The sequence below is a fragment of the Chitinimonas sp. JJ19 genome (genome assembly GCF_036961565.1).
Classification (GTDB): Bacteria; Pseudomonadota; Gammaproteobacteria; order Burkholderiales; family Chitinimonadaceae; genus Chitinimonas.
Genome location: NZ_JBAMDD010000005.1, coordinates 15,766 through 32,598 on the forward strand (window position 1 = coordinate 15,766; position 16,833 = coordinate 32,598).

At 61.7% G+C, this 16,833-nt stretch carries 14 protein-coding genes; 7 read left to right on the forward strand and 7 right to left on the reverse strand.

The genetic code is table 11. The annotated features are described in order from the left end of the window. Position 1: 1 nt before the first annotated feature. Positions 2-625, forward strand: a complete 624-nt coding sequence (locus V7714_RS07650) for a DUF4124 domain-containing protein (protein WP_335709183.1) — start codon at positions 2-4, stop codon at positions 623-625. Here V7714_RS07650 and V7714_RS07655 read toward each other — a convergent pair. Further along, the gene (locus V7714_RS07655) at positions 622-1,140 is read right to left on the reverse strand and encodes a hypothetical protein (RefSeq protein ID WP_335709184.1); all 519 of its coding nucleotides are present in this window, start codon (positions 1,138-1,140) and stop codon (positions 622-624) included. The two genes, V7714_RS07650 and V7714_RS07655, sit on opposite strands and share 4 nt — an antisense overlap. Positions 1,141-1,425: 285 nt before the next feature. Here V7714_RS07655 and V7714_RS07660 point away from each other — a divergent pair, with 285 nt between their 5' ends. The 6 genes from V7714_RS07660 to speD all read left to right on the forward strand — a co-directional run bounded on the left by V7714_RS07660 (position 1,426) and on the right by speD (position 7,567). Next, the gene (locus tag V7714_RS07660) at positions 1,426-3,255 is read left to right on the forward strand and encodes a DUF4178 domain-containing protein (RefSeq protein ID WP_335709185.1); all 1,830 of its coding nucleotides are present in this window, start codon (positions 1,426-1,428) and stop codon (positions 3,253-3,255) included. Positions 3,256-3,450: 195 nt separating this feature from the next. Next, positions 3,451-3,600, forward strand: a complete 150-nt coding sequence (locus V7714_RS07665; RefSeq protein WP_284195121.1) for a hypothetical protein — start codon at positions 3,451-3,453, stop codon at positions 3,598-3,600. A 14-nt stretch (positions 3,601-3,614) separates the two neighbouring features. Next, on the forward strand, positions 3,615-3,827 hold the full coding sequence (locus V7714_RS07670) for a DUF350 domain-containing protein (RefSeq protein WP_335709186.1): 213 nt from the start codon (positions 3,615-3,617) through the stop codon (positions 3,825-3,827). Between the two features lie 256 nt (positions 3,828-4,083). Next, positions 4,084-5,583: a polyamine aminopropyltransferase gene (locus V7714_RS07675; protein WP_335709187.1), complete on the forward strand. Its 1,500-nt coding sequence runs from the start codon at positions 4,084-4,086 to the stop codon at positions 5,581-5,583. Continuing rightward, on the forward strand, positions 5,580-7,196 hold the full coding sequence (locus V7714_RS07680) for an NAD(P)-binding protein (protein WP_335709188.1): 1,617 nt from the start codon (positions 5,580-5,582) through the stop codon (positions 7,194-7,196). The genes V7714_RS07675 and V7714_RS07680 overlap by 4 nt, the downstream gene beginning before the upstream one ends. Next, entirely contained in the window at positions 7,193-7,567 is a 375-nt protein-coding gene (gene speD / locus V7714_RS07685; RefSeq protein ID WP_335709189.1) for an adenosylmethionine decarboxylase, read from the forward strand. Before V7714_RS07680 ends, speD begins: the two co-directional genes overlap by 4 nt. Positions 7,568-7,619: 52 nt before the next feature. On the opposite strand, the gene V7714_RS07690 is transcribed toward speD, so the two are convergent. The 6 genes from V7714_RS07690 to V7714_RS07715 all read right to left on the reverse strand — a co-directional run bounded on the left by V7714_RS07690 (position 7,620) and on the right by V7714_RS07715 (position 16,829). Then, positions 7,620-8,477: a DUF2167 domain-containing protein gene (locus tag V7714_RS07690; protein WP_335709190.1), complete on the reverse strand. Its 858-nt coding sequence runs from the start codon at positions 8,475-8,477 to the stop codon at positions 7,620-7,622. 167 nt (positions 8,478-8,644) lie between these two features. Further along, positions 8,645-10,198 carry a M28 family metallopeptidase gene (locus V7714_RS07695; protein WP_335709191.1) on the reverse strand — a complete coding sequence of 518 codons (1,554 nt, stop codon included), beginning with the start codon at positions 10,196-10,198 and terminating at the stop codon, positions 8,645-8,647. Positions 10,199-10,292: 94 nt separating this feature from the next. Next, positions 10,293-12,116 (reverse strand): M4 family metallopeptidase, encoded by a 1,824-nt coding sequence (locus V7714_RS07700; RefSeq protein ID WP_335709192.1) that lies wholly within the window; start codon positions 12,114-12,116, stop codon positions 10,293-10,295. A gap of 614 nt (positions 12,117-12,730) precedes the next feature. Next, positions 12,731-13,114, reverse strand: coding sequence for a fluoride efflux transporter CrcB (gene crcB / locus V7714_RS07705; protein ID WP_335709193.1), 384 nt, complete (start codon positions 13,112-13,114; stop codon positions 12,731-12,733). A gap of 258 nt (positions 13,115-13,372) precedes the next feature. Further along, positions 13,373-14,647, reverse strand: a complete 1,275-nt coding sequence (locus tag V7714_RS07710) for a sigma-54-dependent transcriptional regulator (protein WP_335709194.1) — start codon at positions 14,645-14,647, stop codon at positions 13,373-13,375. After that, a complete protein-coding gene (locus V7714_RS07715) occupies positions 14,640-16,829 on the reverse strand; it encodes a sensor histidine kinase (protein ID WP_335709195.1) in 2,190 nt (729 codons plus the stop codon). Before V7714_RS07715 ends, V7714_RS07710 begins: the two co-directional genes overlap by 8 nt. Between the last annotated feature and the right edge of the window lie 4 nt (positions 16,830-16,833).

A 16,833-nucleotide genomic window follows, 5' to 3' on the forward strand; every position in this document is an offset into this window, starting at 1 on the left:
CATGTCTCACCACCGTCTGCTCATACTGCCCCTGATCGCCATGGCGCTCACCGCCCATGCTGGCGAAACGCTATACAAATGGGTGGATGAAAACGGCAAGGTGCAGTACAGCGACAAGCCCCCCATGCAGCAGAACAAGCGGGGCATGACCGAGCTGAACAAGCAGGGCATGCCCATACGCCAGACTGAGGGCATACTGACACCCGAGCAGCAGGCCGCCCGCAATGCCGAGCTGGCCAAGCTGCGGGAAGAAGAGCGCAAGGCACTGGAAGCACGCCGCCGCGACAACGCCCTGGTCAACAGCTTCAGCAAGACCAGCGAAATCGACGCCATACGTGACCGCAATCTGGAACAACTGCAGGCCAATATACAGTCCGACCGCCTGCGGCTGGAGGCGGCCACCAAGCGCGTCAACAGCTTCCAGACACAGATCGACAAGCTGACCAAGGCCAAGAAGAAGATCCCCAACGATCTGATGACAGATTTGACGGAACGCCAGGCCGAGGTGGCCAAGATCAATGCCAGCATTGCCGCACGCAATCTGGAGATTGAAGAGGTGAAGAACCGTGCCGAAGCTGACAAAAAGCGGCTGGTGGAGCTGCGCGGCGAGAGCGTACGGCGCTAGCCCATGCGGTTGGCTTCTGTCTGCAGCGCCAACACCAGACCACGGAAGCTGTCGGATGCGGGCAGCCTGACCTCACGGCTACGCAGGGCGTGGTCGGCGTCCCAGACATCGAGCGGGCCCAGGCCATCCACCACCCGGTAGTACCAGGACTGCACCACCCTGAAGGGATTCGGGCCCTCCGTCGCCAACAGCAAGCTGGTGGCGCGTACCGACGTCACTTCGCTGAGAGGCGGATCATCGTCCTGGCTCTGCATCCACAAGGCCCCCATGGCGGCAGAGAGCGCATGCTCATCAAGGGCGCTGACTTCACCGGGGCCAGCCACCACCCTGCCGGTGAGCAGCTCACCGTCGGGACACAGTTCAACCACCGACAAGCCCCCCTCGGCAGAGCGCGAGACTTCGAGCGAGAAATTGCTGACCTTGCCCTGATGGAACACGCTGACATTGCTACGCAAGGTCAGCGGCACAGACATCAATAGGCGCAAGGTGCTTTGCAGGGCTTGTTCGGATTGCATGGAATGAGAAATAAGGAAGCCGGGACGAATGACGTTATTGATAACCGGTATGGCAAATAAATGCAGTGTTTTTACTACCAATCCCGCTGCGGAATCATACGCAAAAACAGCATGCCAATCACATATTATAAGTGATAGCACCAGCCGGCACCGTCGCCACAAACCCCGCCAAACGGCGGCAGGGCTTGCTTCCACCGCCTGCTGTGCTAGGCTCCGACGACCATGCGCGTAGCTCCCTGTCCTTCTTGCGGTGCTCAAGTTGAGTTCCATTCTGCAGCCTCCATCATGGCGGTCTGCGGCTTTTGCCGCAGCACCCTGGTGCGCCACGATGCCGACCTGGAAAACCTGGGCAAGATGGCCGAACTGGCCGAGGATCGCAGCCCTTTCAAATTACGGTTTCGCGGCAAATACCGCACAGTCGGCTTCGAACTGATAGGCCGCTTGCAGCTCAAGTATGAGCACGGCTACTGGAATGAATGGTACGCCCGCTTTGATGACGGCCGCCTGGGCTGGATCTCCGAGGGCTCCGGTCTTTGCTATGTGACGTTTGAGCAAACGATCAAGACCCTGCTGCCCGAGTGGGCCGCTTTCAAGCCAGGCATGACAGCCAAGCTGGGAGGCAAAGCCTATACCGTCAGCAATATCGAGCTGGCCCACTGTGTGGCTGCCGAGGGTGAGCTGCCATTCCAGGCGACACCGGGCTATGAAGCCCCAGCCGTGGATCTGCGCTCGGAGACCGGCTTTGCCAGCCTCGATTACAGCGAATCCCCACCCAAGGTCTACCTGGGCCAAGCGGCGACGCTGGACGAATTGATCGATCCGGCCGCCCCGACCGACACGCCCAAACCCACCCGCACCCAGGCCCGTGCCTTCAAATGCAGCAGTTGCGGTGCGCCGCTGTCGGCCAGTGGGCCGGACATCCGTGCCGTCGGCTGTGGCCATTGTGGCGCGGTGGTCGATCCTAAAGATGCCAATCTGGCCATCATCAGCAAAAGCCATCCGTTCACACAACAGCCCAAGCTGGCCATGGGCACACAGGGCAAGCTGCGAGGCCGCCGCTATACCGTCATCGGCTATCTGCGCCGCAGCACCCGTATCGATGGCCTCAGCTACTACTGGGACGAATACCTGCTGCACTCGACCGAAGTCGGTTATGTCTGGCTGACGGAGTCTGACGGCCATTGGAACCTGGCCAAGCCGGTGACACGCCAACCCGCGCTCAAACCGGGCACCCAGCCTGTCGCCCGCTTTCTGGACCGCGACTACAAGCACTTTCAGCGCTGCCAGACCGAGGTCGTCCAGGTGCTGGGTGAGTTCACCTGGAAGGTGCGGGTAGGCGAAACCAGTTCGGTGGATGACTACATCAGCCCACCCTACCTGCTCTCGGCCGAATGGACCAAGCAGGAACTCAGCTGGACGATGTCCGAATACCTGCCGGTGGCAGAAGTCACCGCCGCCTTCAAGCCAACAAGGGCCTTGCCGGAACCGGTAGGGATAGCGGCCAACCAGCCCGCCCCCAGCAGCGGCAGTGGTCGCTATTGGGCAGGCTTCGCCGGCTTTGCTGTACTGGCGCTGCTATTGCAGTTTGTCTTTGTCACCCGCGCCTGGGAGAAACCCGTCTGGCAAGGGCAGTTGGACATGCCGCTGGGCGAGGCCAAGGCCAGCCTCACCACGCCGCCCATACGCATTGAAGGCGAGCGCAATCTGGTGATACGGCAGGATGCCAACCTCGATAACCGCTGGCTGTACTCGGATATCTCCCTGGTCAACAGCAAGACCGGCGAGACTTTCCGGCTGGGCCGCGAGGTCAGCTACTACCATGGCAGCGACTCGGACGGCAGCTGGAGCGAAGGCAGCAGCGACGACGAGGCCTTGATCAGCGATGTGCCGGCTGGCGACTATGTACTGGAAGTGGAAGCCGAAACCGAGCCGGGCAAACCCGAGCTGAGCAACCGTATCCAGCTGGTGCGCGATGTCCCCATCTGGAGCAACTTCTGGATACTGTTGTTGCTGCTCTTGGTGGCGCCCCTGCTTGCCTGGTTCCGCAGCCATAGCTTTGAATCCCAGCGCTGGGCGCAGAGTGACTACGCGTCGGGGGAGGAGGACGATGATTAACCGGCTCTCTAGACACGGTCTAACGTTCCGATCACGACTGGAACGCCAGCCCGGCAACTCGACTGGTGGAAGGTGTCACCACCTGGCGCGGTTGCTGGTTCATGCGCCTCGCCCTGTGGGCGACGCCATGGGCCTACTTAAGACGCAGGGATAGATACCACCCTTACTTCTGATCCGCTCGCACAGGAAGGCATCATGTTTCGCATGTATCTGGTGGCCGCCAGCCTGGCCACCGCATTATTCGGTTACGGGCAGTACAAAGGACAGCCGCTGTTCGGTGACGACACCGAGACGCGCGAACGCAGCGGGTCGGTCTCATCCGGCGGCCGGCTTTATCATAAATAAGTGGAGTCACACCCATGGATATACTCAAGCTCGATTACGTACTGGCCTCCCTGGTCTATTCCCTGCTCGGCGTGGCCGTGTTTTGGGTGGCCTTTATCATCATCGACAAGATTACCCCCTACGACCTCTGGAAGAACCTGGTGGAAGAGCGCAACCAGGCCCTGGCCACCGTGGTGGGCGCCATGTGCCTGGGCATTGCCATCATTGTTGCCTCTGCCATCCATTAAGCGCTGCCAACCAACACTGCTGGTGCAGTGTCGCCAGCGGTGCCCAGGTGCAGCCCCTTGCGCGCCAGGCCGCCCGGGGTAGTAGGCTCCCCCGCCATCAAGCGACGGGCAGGTAGGCGCCACGGCCGCAAGCCAGGCAGTGACCCTGCCCTGACGCGTCATTGCCAGGAGTTAAACGCCGTCACCTTCCGACGATAGCGCACGCCCGGCCGTCGTATGCCACACCGCAGCCTTCCTACGCCTATACCCCTAAGCCATGCCCTACGCCCTGCTGTTCTCCGTTTTTGTCGTCGCCGCCTGCGGGCTGGCCTACGAGCTGGTCGCGGCTGCGCTATCCAGTTATCTGGTCGGCGATTCAGTCACCCAGTTCTCCACCGTCATCGGTGTCTACCTGTCGGCCATGGGTGTGGGCTCCTGGCTGTCGCGCTATTTCCAGCGCGATCTGATCGGCAGTTTTATCCGCATCGAGCTGGCCGTAGGCTTGCTGGGCGGCTTCTCGGCGGCCGCCCTGTTTTTTGCCTTCACCTGGCTGAGCGGCCCCTTCCTGCTGCTGCTCTACCTGCTGGTCTTTGTCATCGGCATGCTGGTGGGGCTGGAGATTCCCTTGGTGATGCGCCTGCTGGAGCATCGCCTGAAGTTCAAGGATCTGGTCTCGCGGGTGTTGAGCATAGACTACCTGGGTGCGTTGGCCGTCTCCCTGCTGTTCCCGCTATGGCTAGCCCCCAAGCTGGGCATGGTACGCACAGCCCTGCTGTTTGGCCTGCTCAATGTGCTGGTGGCACTGTGGACCACCTGGCTGTTCCGGCATGAGCTGGTCAGCCGCCGGGCGCTCTGGCTGCAGGGCGGATCTGCCCTGGTACTGATCGTGGCAGGCTTTGCCGCCGCCGACAGGCTGAGCAGCATTGCCGAAACGGCCTTGTATGAAGACCGTATCGTGCTGGCCGAAAGCACGCCTTACCAGCGTATCGTACTGACCCGCTGGCGCGACGACGTACGCCTGTTCCTCAACAACAATCTGCAGTTCAGTGCCCGCGACGAATATCGCTACCACGAGGCGCTGATCCACCCTGGCCTGGCCAGCCTGCCCTGGGCCAAGCGGGTACTGGTACTGGGCGGTGGAGATGGCCTGGCCATACGCGAGATCCTGCGCTATCCGCAGGTGGAATCCGTCACCCTGGTGGAGCTGGACCCCGCCATGCCCGCCCTGTTCAAGCAACATCCAGCGCTGCGGGAGTTGAATGGCGATGCGCTCAACTCGCCCCGGGTACGCATCATCAACACCGATGCCTTCCGCTGGCTGGAAAGCCAGGCCGATGCCTACGACTTTATCGTGGTGGATTTCCCTGACCCGACCAACTTCGCCGTCGGCAAACTCTACACCAATACCTTTTATCGCATGGCGGAGCGCGCATTGAGTGCACGCGGCCGCATGGTGGTGCAATCCACATCGCCCCTGTATGCGCGGCAAAGCTACTGGACCGTGGTGCAAACGATAGAAAGCGTGGGCCTGCAGACCCGCCCCTACCACGCCCTAGTCCCCAGCTTTGGCGAGTGGGGTTTCATCCTGGCTGGCCGCGAGCCCTACGCCCCACCCCAACGGCTACCCAGCGGCCTGCGCTTTATCAATGCCGATACCGTACCTGGCCTGTTCAACTTTCCTCCCGATATGGCCCGCACCCCGGCCGAGGTCAACCGCCTGAACAACCAGCTGCTGGTGCGTACCTTCGAGCAGGAGTGGAAGCAGGTGCAGCGATGAAGCGGCGGGATTTCCTGCGGCTTGGCTCCCTGGCAGCTGGCAGCCTGGGGCTGGCTGGCTGCAGCCGCACGCCCCCACCCGGCCTGCCGCCTGGGCAGTTGCTGGGGCCATCGCAGGCGCTGGGGCACAGGCTGCGCGACGGCACAGGCTTTCCGGCCGCCAGCGAAACCCGCAAGGTGGAAGCCCTGGTCATAGGCGGTGGCATGGCCGGCCTCAGTTGCGGCTGGTGGCTCAAACGTCAGGGCCATGCCAGTTTCGCCGTGCTGGAGCTGGAGAACGAGGCCGGCGGCAATGCCCGAAGTGGCAGCAACTCCATATCGGCTTACCCCTGGGGCGCCCACTACCTACCATTGCCGGGGCCAGAGGCACCCGAGCTGCGCTTGATGCTGGCCGAATTTGGTGCGCTCAAGGGCGACCCGCATGCCTTGCGGCCGGAGTACGAGGAGCGCTATCTGTGTTTCGCCCCGCAAGAGCGCCTGCATATCCACGGCACCTGGCAGGAGGGCCTGCTGCCGCAGTTCGGTATTGCCCAGGCCGAGCGCCAGCAGCAACAGCGTTTCATCGAGCAGATAGCCAAGCTGAAGTCCTCCCTGGACGGCCAGGGGCGTCCTGCATTTGCCACGCCCAGCGCACGAGGTGGCTCGCCTACGGCTGCGCTGGCCGGCATCAGTATGGCCGACTGGCTGCAACAGCAAGGCTACGATGCGCCCAGCCTGCACTGGTGGGTGAACTACGGTTGCCGTGACGACTACGGTACCGATTACCGCCAAACCTCAGCCTGGGCCGGCCTGCACTACCACGCCGGCCGACACGGTCAGGCCAGCAATGCCGACAGCGACGACGTACTGACCTGGCCGGAGGGCAATAGCTGGCTGACACGACGTATGGCCCAGGGCCTGGGTGATGCGCTACAGCCCAATGCCATGGCCTGGCAAATCGAACAGACGGCGCAGGGCTGCAGCGTACTGGTCTATCTGGTGCAGGAAAATCGCAGTGTGCGCTACCTGGCCGACAAGCTGGTGTGGGCCGCACCGGTCGGCTTTCTGGCCCATGTCATGCCCAGCCTGCCACAGCCTTGGCAAACCGCCATGGCGCAACTGAGCTATGCGCCCTGGCTGGTCGCCAACCTGAGCTTGCGTGCCCCACCCGCCGAGCGGGTGCAACAGCCGCTATGCTGGGACAATGTCCTGTATGGCGCCGCCGGCCTGGGCTATGTGGTGGCCAACCATCAATCCCTGCAACTGCATGACCAGGGCTGTGTCCTGAGCTACTACCGACCGCTCACCGAGGCCACACCTGCCGCCGGCCGCAAGCTGCTGCAGACCGCCCCACACGCATACTGGGCGCGCAGCATCCTGGCCGAACTGGGGCGTGTGCACCCCGACCTGCCGGGCCTGACCGAGCAACTCGATGTCTGGCGCTGGGGCCACGCCATGCTACGCCCCACCCCCAGCCTGTTCAGCAGCGACGCCCTGCCGCGCCTGCGGCAACCGCAAGGCCGTATCATGCTGGCACACAGCGATCTCAGCGGTTTTTCGCTGGCCGAGGAAGCGCACTACTGGGGCGTGCGCGCAGCGCGCTGGTTGCTGGACCACAAGGATGAATTCGCATGAATGGCCTGCATCTCACCGCCGACCTGTATGACTGCCAGCAACCGTCACTGCTGATCGACGAAGCTGCGCTGCAGCAGCTATGCCTGAGCCAGGTCGAGTTGGTGGGTCTCAAGGCGGTGTCGGCCTGCTGGCATCAATTCCCCGCCAGCGCGGCTGGCCCCGGTGGCATCACCGGCGTGGTGCTGCTGGCAGAGTCACACCTGGCCCTGCATACCTGGCCGGAACGTGGCGGCGTGACGCTGGACGTGTATGTCTGCAACTTCGGCGCCGACAACAGCGACAAGGCCCAAGCCTTGCTGGCAGCCTTGCTGGCGGCCTTTGCGCCACGCTGGCAGCAATTGGGCCACCTGCAGCGCGGCGAGCTGGATTGATGCAATAGAAAAGGGCACCGCTCGTGCCCCTTTCTTACTTCCCTGCCACCGCTCAGGCCGACTTACTCCGGCCAAGAAATTTACCCAAACCCGCGACCAGGGCAATCCCCGCGACCATGATGACCTTGAAGAATTTGGCGAAGAACACCCCTATCATGGCAAAGATCCCCAGCTTCTTGGCAGCCAGGCCACCCACCAGCGCAGCGAGACCATATTCAGCCACCTTGTCGGTGCTGGCATTGAAATCCTGGTAACGTTTGCCTTCGTTGAAATCCAGCGCCGACAACAAGATGTTGGCGGCGGGTTTGTCGGACGCGATGGTACTGCTGTCTGTCACCAGATTCAGCGAGATATAGCCTTCCCGGCCCAGCGCATAGGTATTGTAGTTGATGGTGGCCGCTTCATTGGCAGGGGCGCCCTTGATACGAGCCAAGGCAGACCATACCAGCCTATGGCTGGCTGCATCGTAGCGCGGCACCTCAGCCCAGCCGGTCACTTCCAGCTCACTCTGCTTGGCGGCGCGGCGCTCCTCATTGGCGGCTTCAGTACCGTCTTTCAGGTTCTGCAGCAATGCGTCCGCATCCCACTCCTTGGCATCGTCGTCCTTGATATAGCCAGCAGCTTCGTACTCAGCCAGCACAAACCATTGCGCGTTCTGTGCCTTGGGGAACACCAGTCCCATGAAGCGCTCGTCAGTCCGATTCCCCATCCGTTGCATCACTTCAATGCCGGGCTCTTTGGGCAGGAAGACAAACCCATCAGGCAGATTCATGACGGCCTGGTCACGCAGGGGAATCTGGGCAGGGCCATGGACAGCCTGGGCGAAGGGATCTGCCGCTTCATTGGCGAATACGGGCAGGCACAGCAAAGCCAGCGAGGCCAGCAGCGCACGCAAAATGTTTGAACGCATAGACACACTTTCGGTAGATAGATGAATTAACAGGCTTTTCAGCCGGCGCGCATTATCCACCAGAGTGCCTGATATCCGCCATGCCACCTGGCGGCTTGCCGCCATTGCTTGCACAGCAAAACGGCCACCCGGAGGTGGCCGCTATCAGTTAGCAGTGACTACCGTGATTACTGCTGGGCCCGATAGGTCACCTTCAGATTGAAGGTCGATGCCGCATAGCCATTCACCATGACATAGACGTCACCATTGGCCGTGACCGCCACACTGCAGCTCTCGGCCGAACCGGACTTGTAGGGCCGGCAGTCATAGCTGCTGGTGGTGGGCGCCGCGCCCTTGCGCACATACAGGTCGGCATCACCGGTGCCGGTGATATCGGCCTTGAAGGTCGTACCGCCGGCCACCTTGAACGGACCATAGTTGGCCTTCTGGCCCCTGGCCAGGGTGCCGGAGAAGTTCTCCACGGTATCGCCAGGAACCGGGTCGGACGGGCCATCGCTACCCAGTTCCACCGCAAAGGCGGCAGCCAGCCTGGCGAACTTGAGCGCATGTTGCGCCTGGTTGCCCATGTTGGCATAGGTATCGTTAGCCGTGTGGATGCGCGGATTGGACTGACTGAAGGTCGCCTCGAACGGCAAGGAAGCGGCGAAACCCTGGCCTGTCCAGGAGGCGTGGTCCGAACAACCATAGCCGCACTTGTCGTAGCCCAGTTTCAGCGTGGGCAGATAGGTGGTCACCAGGTTGCCGATAAAGGTGTTCTGCTGGCTATCGGTGTAGTCGGTATAGATATAGATATCGTTGACCGAGCCCTTGTAGTTGGTCATATCCAGCTGCATGACACCCACCACATTGACATTGTCGGTCTTGAACTTCCTGGCGATATCCTGCGAGCCGCGCAGGCCGACCTCTTCTGCCGCATAGCCCATGAACTTGATGGTACGGCGTGGCTTGTAGCCGCTGCTGATCATCACACGGGCGGCTTCGGTAAGGCTGGCAATGCCGGATGCGTCGTCGTCGGCGCCGGGTGCCCGGGTGTTTTCACCGGTGCTGCCCACGGTGGAATCAAGGTGACCGCCCAGTACCACGACTTCGCTGGCGTTGTCGGTCCCCCGGATGGTCAGGATCACCGACTTTTGCGGCCAGCTGGCATGGCTGAACTGTTCCACCGTCACATCGCTACGGCCAGCCGCCAGTTGCTGCCAGCGTTGCAGCAGCCAGTTGGAGGCCGCCACGCCATGGCTGGTGGTGTAGTAGCGGTTGGTAAATGCCGCCAGGTCATTGATGGTGCCCGCGATATTGCTGTCCTGCAGTTGCGGCAGCAGCGGGTTGACCGCAGTCTGGTTGTCGATCACATAGCTGGGGCGGCTGGCCATGGCCACGGCCGGGGGCGGCTGCAGTGCGGCAATGGCGGCGGCGCGGCTGGGGTGGGCCATATAACCACCGCAACGGCGCAGCTCATGGTGTACGGCTTCGCTCAATCCACCCAGCAGGCCTTCGTCCACCTCAACGGCATAGGCGCGCTCCAGCCCCACTGCCCGGCCCAGGCCGGCACTGGCCGGCTGCACGCGGCTCTCGCCGGCCACCACCTGTGGCGCCAGCTTCTTCAGCTGTACATAGGCCGCATCACCCACGGTAATCCAAACTTTCTTGCCGCTGGGGGCGCTATCGGCCCAGGCCGTCAGGCACAGGCCCGCCAACAGCAAGGGCATGATCTTCTTTTGCATGGTGTTACTCCTTCGTCCATCTGGCAGATGGCTCTGGCTGTTCGGTCACTCATGGAAAAACCCCGCACCTTGCGGTGCGGGGTTCAGTAACGGCTTACTGGTGGTTGGCAACCAGCGAGACACCGCTGAAGGCCGAGTAGCCGTTGATCATGACGTAGTAGGTACCGGTCTTAGGCGTGGCGATGTTCACCGTCTCGTTGTTACCGCTCCGGTATGGGCGGAAGTCATACGAGGTGGTGGTCGGGGCCGAACCGAACTTGATGTAGATGTCGGCATCACCCGTACCACCCGACATGACGAAGGACAGGTTCCTGGCGCCGGCCGGTATCACCATGGTGTAGTTGAGCTTGGCGCCACGTGCACCAGACAACCCTGTTACCGGTACACCCTTCTGCAGCACGGTGCCAGTCGGTGGCTGGGTGCCACCGCTGCAGGACACGCCGACGGACGAGAAGGCCGAAGTCACATCAGCCTTGGAATAGCCGCGCGACTCTGCCGCCTTTTCCACACCGCAAGCGCCCTGATCCCAGGTGCTGTTCGCGGTCCAGTGCAGACGGTTGGCATCCACCATCACCTCGAAGGCCTTGCGGGTGTTCCAGCCCGGCTTGGTGGCCAGCAGGTAGAAGGCCTTGTTGTAGACGCCGCTGGAGTAGTGCACGTCCATACCGCTGGTGTAGTCATTGGCGTGGCCAATGGAACGGCCATCCTGCGGCGGATTGTCCATATAGCGCAATGCGCCGCTGGCCTTGAAGATTTCCGCGCCGACCTTCCAGTCGTTGGTGCCCTTCATGAAGTACTCGGCAGCCTCGCCAGCCATGTCGGAGAAGGCTTCGTTCATGCCGCCCGAGCGACCCGAATACACCAGCCCGGAGTTCTGCTCGGTAAAGCCATGGCTGACTTCGTGAGCCGACACATCCAGCGACACCAGCGGGTAGAAGGTGCTGCCACCGTCGCCGAAGGTCATGGCAGTGCCATCCCAGAAGGCATTCTGGTAGTTGTTGCTGTAATGCACACGCATCTGCAGGGTCTGGCTGATAGGGCGCAGGTTGAACCAGGCCTGGTACATGTTGAACACCACGTTGCCGAAGTAGTGGGCATCGTTCAGTGGCGAGTAGGCGCCATTGATCTGCTTCACCGTATTGCGGGGGCAGGTGAACTGGTAGGGGGTGCTGCCACTGGTGCCATGGTTGAGGTTGACCGTGATGACGTTGCCGCTATTCATCTTGCAGTCGTCAGTCACTACCAGGGGGCCGAAGTTGGTGCCGTATTCATACTGGCCGGTCTTGGTGTTGCCGCCAGGGCCGGTTGCATCACGGTGGGCCAGACCTTCCCAGCGCTCCACCACGGCGCCCGTATTGGCGTCGATCAGGAAGTGGGGACGGCTGGGCTTCTTGGCGTCGTGGACCATGAACGACACCAGGTAGACCAGGCGTGCCACATTGTTCTTGTCCATCTTCACAAACAGGGTGGACTGGTCATTCTCGGTCGGGCCATAGATGCGGGCTGCATTCTTGGCTTGCGAGATCACCTGGTTGCCACTGAACACCGGCTTGGCGCTGGGCAGATCGTTGGCCAGGCTCTTGAGCATGGCGCCCGACAGCCGAGGCGCAGCCTCGCCGGCCTTGCGCTGTTCGACCACGGCCTCACCCCAGACGGGCACGCCCTGGTGGAATTGCTGGTAGCGGGTTACCACATTGCCATTGGCATAGCTTTGGCTGCGTTGCACCCGCAACTCGCTGTCACTGAGGCCCAGCATGCTATGTATGGTCTTGTCACTGCCAGTACTGGCAGTAGCGGACATACGCTCGGATGTGAAACCCTCCAGTTCCACACGCTCAGCAGCCATGGCGCTGAGGGCACCGGCAACCAGCATGGACAGGAGAACGGGACGGGCTACTGCGTTAAACGCTTGCTCCATTATTTTTGTTTCCTCTACTCAGTTTCCATGGGGACCATTCCCCAAAAACTGACCTGTTGGCCGCCGATAGTCGGCTAACAGGTCCCCCGTGCACCTTGCCGATAGGTAAGGCGCTACGTTGCTGGCAACCATCCCTTGGGAGGATGGCTGTACCGTCCTGGTGCCTGCCCGGCACGCGGGCAAGCGGAATCTACTGGGCCGTGCTGCACACATCAGGGCAGCCGGTTCAGGTGCAAACTGCAATCAGCAGGGGAGAGATGTGGCCGGGTGTGTACGCACCGGTCACCGGGCATCTGCCACCCCCTGGTAACAGGTGGTATGACAGCACCCTCGGCATCCCGGTGGAGCGCATCCCCAGGCGGCCTTTTTTCTTGTAGACCTACTGGGTAGTAGTAGATGGAATGGGCGGAATCAAAATGCCATCGTCATCAAGCCGACGAACGGTAGGCCATGACTTGTCTACGCAACACGGATGTAAGCGATTTTTAATCACAACGTCTTGTACACGACACAATTCCATGACCCTGGTTCAGCGCGCCAGATATAGACTTACCCTAGCTGGGTAAGGCTTAAATGGGGTATTGAACCCCACAAGTCATGTACAAGACAAAATTTCAGCGGCGGTAAAAAAACAACACCGTATAGATACCGAAAGCGGTCATGAAAAATGAGCCGAACAGGTGGCTGGCCGCTGTGGATAGCGCCCAAGCGAACTGCCCTCGCAGCATCATGTCGACCACTTCGGCGGAGTAGGAAGAGAAGGTGGTCAGGCCACCCAGAAAGCCGGTGATGACAAACAGGCGCCACTCCGGTGCAAGGCCGGGGTGCTGGGCAAAGTAGCTGACGGCAAGGCCGACCAGATAGCCCCCGATCAGATTGGAGGCCAGCGTACCCACAGACAGGTTGTTCGACAGGGCACTGAGCCAGTTGGTCAGCCCCCAGCGCGCCAACGCGCCAACGGCGGCGCCCAAGGCAACCGCCAGGACGGGAAGTAGCATGATGGCAGCCTCAAGGCCCGTTATGCAGCCCAGTCATTGAAAACCCGGAGCCCATTTGATTGACGACCAGCACCGGCAAGCCCCTAGTGGCACGGTAAGCGGCGGACAGCCCAGGGTAGCGCCTACTGTATCAGGCGGCGCTGACAGCCAGCCCCAGTAGCCCCCTGACGCCTACCTCGGTCTGTCACCACTCAGCCATGGCTTGATTTCATACCAGGCTCTCCGGTAGGGTGGATGCACACACCCACCCACCCGAACTCAGGGACGCGGGCGCTTGATCACCTGCACGCCCAGTTGCTTGAGCTTGCGGTACAGGTGAGTACGTTCCAGCCCCACCTTGTCGGCCACCCGGCTCATATTGCCGCCTTCCAGGCCGATATGGTGGTCGAAATAGGCGCGCTCGAACTCGTCGCGCGCCTCGCGCAGCGGCTGGTCGAAATTGAACTGCGGGCCGCTCATGGCCACCGACTGTGCACGCGGCGGCGAGAACTGCGACAGCACCCGGTTAACCGGCGTGGCATCGATGTCCACCTCGGCCGAGGTCAGCGCCAGACTCTTGACGATGTTGTGCAGCTGCTCGTGGTTGCCCGGCCAGTCATGCTGGCGCAGGGCATTGAGCGCCGAGGAGGCAAACCGACGCGGGCCGGTCTTGTTCGACTCCACCACGCTGGCCAGGATATGCTCGGCCAGCTCAGGGATATCATCCCTATGCTCACGCAGCGCTGGCAACGGCACCACGATCTGCGACAGATAGGTGAACAACGCCGGGTCGAAGCGGTCTATCAGCTCCGGCAGGCTGCGACTGGTTGCGCAGATCAGCCTGACATTGTGCTTGTCCAGCTTGGGCAGCAAGGCCACCAGCGCGCCCTGTGCCTTGCGCTCGTAATGGCCGATATCGCGCAGGAACAGCGTACCGTTGGCCGCCCTGGCCACCAGATCCGCCCCCGACTCCACCAGGGCATCCTGGCTATCGGGCGCCACAAAGGGCGCCGTGGCCACACTGAGATAGCGGGCACAGGCGACAAAGCCGCTGCCGGGCTCACCCGTCAGCAGCAAGGGATAGGAAAGGTTCTGCGCCTGGTCCAGCTGCTTCTTCAGGATCAGGATCAGCGGACTCTTGCCCAATGCCGCCAGCGAGTTCTCAGCCACCTTGGGCTGCACTTCACCGTGCTTGAGCGCACGCTTCACCGTTGCCAGCAGCTTTTGCAGGCCTATGGGCTTTTCCAGGAAGTCGAAAGCCCCGATACGGGTGGCTTCGACTGCGGTATCGATGGTGGCATGGCCAGACATCATCACCACCGGCATGGTCAACTGACCATTGCTGCCCCACTCCTTGAGCAGCGTCACCCCATCGGTGTCCGGCATCCAGATATCCAGCAGCACCAGCGCCGGCCGGCCCTGGTTGCGCAGTTGCCGAGCCTGGGCTGCATTCTCCGCGACCACCACCCGGTAGCCCTCGTCCTGCAGGATCTCCGACAGCAATTCCCGGATACCGATCTCGTCATCGACGATCAGAATATCGTTACTACCCACTCGTTTTCTCCCCTTGCTCTGCCGGGCCGGCTTGGTTCCGGCCCACCTGCATTTGATCCGCAATCGGTAAATCTATCCTGACGCAGGCGCCATGTGGCTCCACGTTATAGGCCACGATCTGGCCGTGATGCTCATCGATGATTTTTTTCACCACAGCGAGCCCCAGCCCGGTTCCCTTGAGCTTGGTTGTCGCATATGGCTCGAATATGCGTTGTAGAATAGCATCACTGAAGCCCGAACCGTTGTCTTCTACCGACAATCGTACCGCTTTCTCGCGTCTTTCGGTGCGCAGCTTGATGCAGCCGAGCATATCGCCCGCTACAGCCTCCTGTGCATTCTTCAGAAGATTGTGCACAACCTGGCGCAACTGGGTGATGTCGGCCACCACCCACAATGCCCCTTCACCCACCTGGCTACGCTCTATCGGCGCCGTTTCATACAGCACCAGCACCTCATCGAGCAGCTTGGCAAGGTCTACCGGTGCCAGTTCGGCCGAAGGCTGCCGGGCATATTCGCGGAACTCGTCCACCATGCGCTTGAGCGCCCCCACCTGCGCCACAATGGTGGTGGTGGAGCGGGTCAGCACATCACGACTGGCGTCATCAAGCTTGTCGGCCAGCTTATGCTCCAGCCGTTCGGCAGCAAGCTGTATGGGGGTCAGCGGATTGCGTATTTCATGCGCCAGGCGCTTGGCCACCTCGCCCCAGGCGGCATCGCGCTGGGCGCGCAGCAAATCGGTGACATCGTCGAACACCACCACCGCCCCACCCTGGTCAACCTCGCCATGCAGGCGGGCGCCGTGCACCAGCAGCATACGGGTACTGCCATCAAAGCCGACCTCCAACTGGCGGTGCCAATCCTGCTGCGTAGCATTGAAGGCCTGTATCACCCCCTCGGCAAAGCTGCCCAGATGGGGGTAATCCTCCAGCCAGTCCGTCAGCTTGAGTACGTCCAGCCGGTCGATATCGGCATGCAGTATCTGGCCCGCGCTGACATTGGCGGCGCGCAGGCGCCACTTTTCATCGAAGGTCAGCACCCCTGCCGTCAGGCTGCCCAGCACGGTTTCCAGGTAGGCCTTGGCCGAGGCGGTCTCCTGCTGCTTCTGCTCCACCTGATCGCGTGCCTCCGACAACTGCCGGGTCATGCGGTTGAAACTATGGGTCAGCGTGCCTAATTCGTCCTGGCTGACCACGGGCTGCACCTGCGAATAATCCCCCTGTGCGACTGCCCGAGTGCCTGCCGCCAGCACCGTCAATGGCGCCGCCAGTTTCTCCGACAGATACATGCCCAGCACCACGGCACTGAGCAAGGCCAGCAACAGGGCCAGGGTCAGGGTCAGGCCGAAGCTCTGCTTCAGCGCAGTACGGGAGAGCGCCAGCAGCTTGTAGGCATTGCGCATCTCCTCCACCTTCTCGGCATCACTGGCCAGTTGCTTGGGCACGGGCTGTATCAGCTGCAGGGCGCGGGTTTCGGTGCCAAAGCCGCTCTGGCTGGCATAGTTGGGATTGACGGGCACGATGACCCGCAGGCTGAGGCCGTAATCGGGCGTGGTCTCCAGCGCCCGGTACGGCAGCTGCGCCTGCACCTGCTTGAGCATATTGCGGTCAGGCACCAGCGGCACCGGGTTGGCATACTCATCACCCACATGGGCGATCACCTTGCCGCGACCATCAAACAGGCTGGCTTCCTGCACATTGGTGGTTTCGCGCAAGCGCGTCAGCATCCCCATTGCCTCGGCGTCGTACTCATCGGACAACTGCCCCGCCATCACCTCGGCCTTTTTCATCAGGTCGTCCAGCGAATAGTTGAGCACCTGGTTGCCCAGGTTGAGGCCGCTATCCAGCGCGGTATCCACATTGACGTCGAACCAGGTCTCGATGGACTTGGTGAGGAACTGTACCGACAGCATATAGACCAGGGCGCCGGGCAGCACCGCCACCATGGCAAACATCAGGGTCAATCGCCAGGCCAGGCGGGAGCCGAACTGGCGCGCCCTCACCTGCTTGCGCAACCGCATCAGGCGGGTGCCCACCAAGGCCACCAGGCCCGCCACCATCAGGATATTCAGCGCCAGCAGCGGCTCGTAGTAGCGGCCGAACACGGTGGAGTTGCCGATGGACGTGGCCAGCATGAACAGCAGAATCACTGCCAAGGAACCCAGCAGAATGAGGGTATTACGCATGGGC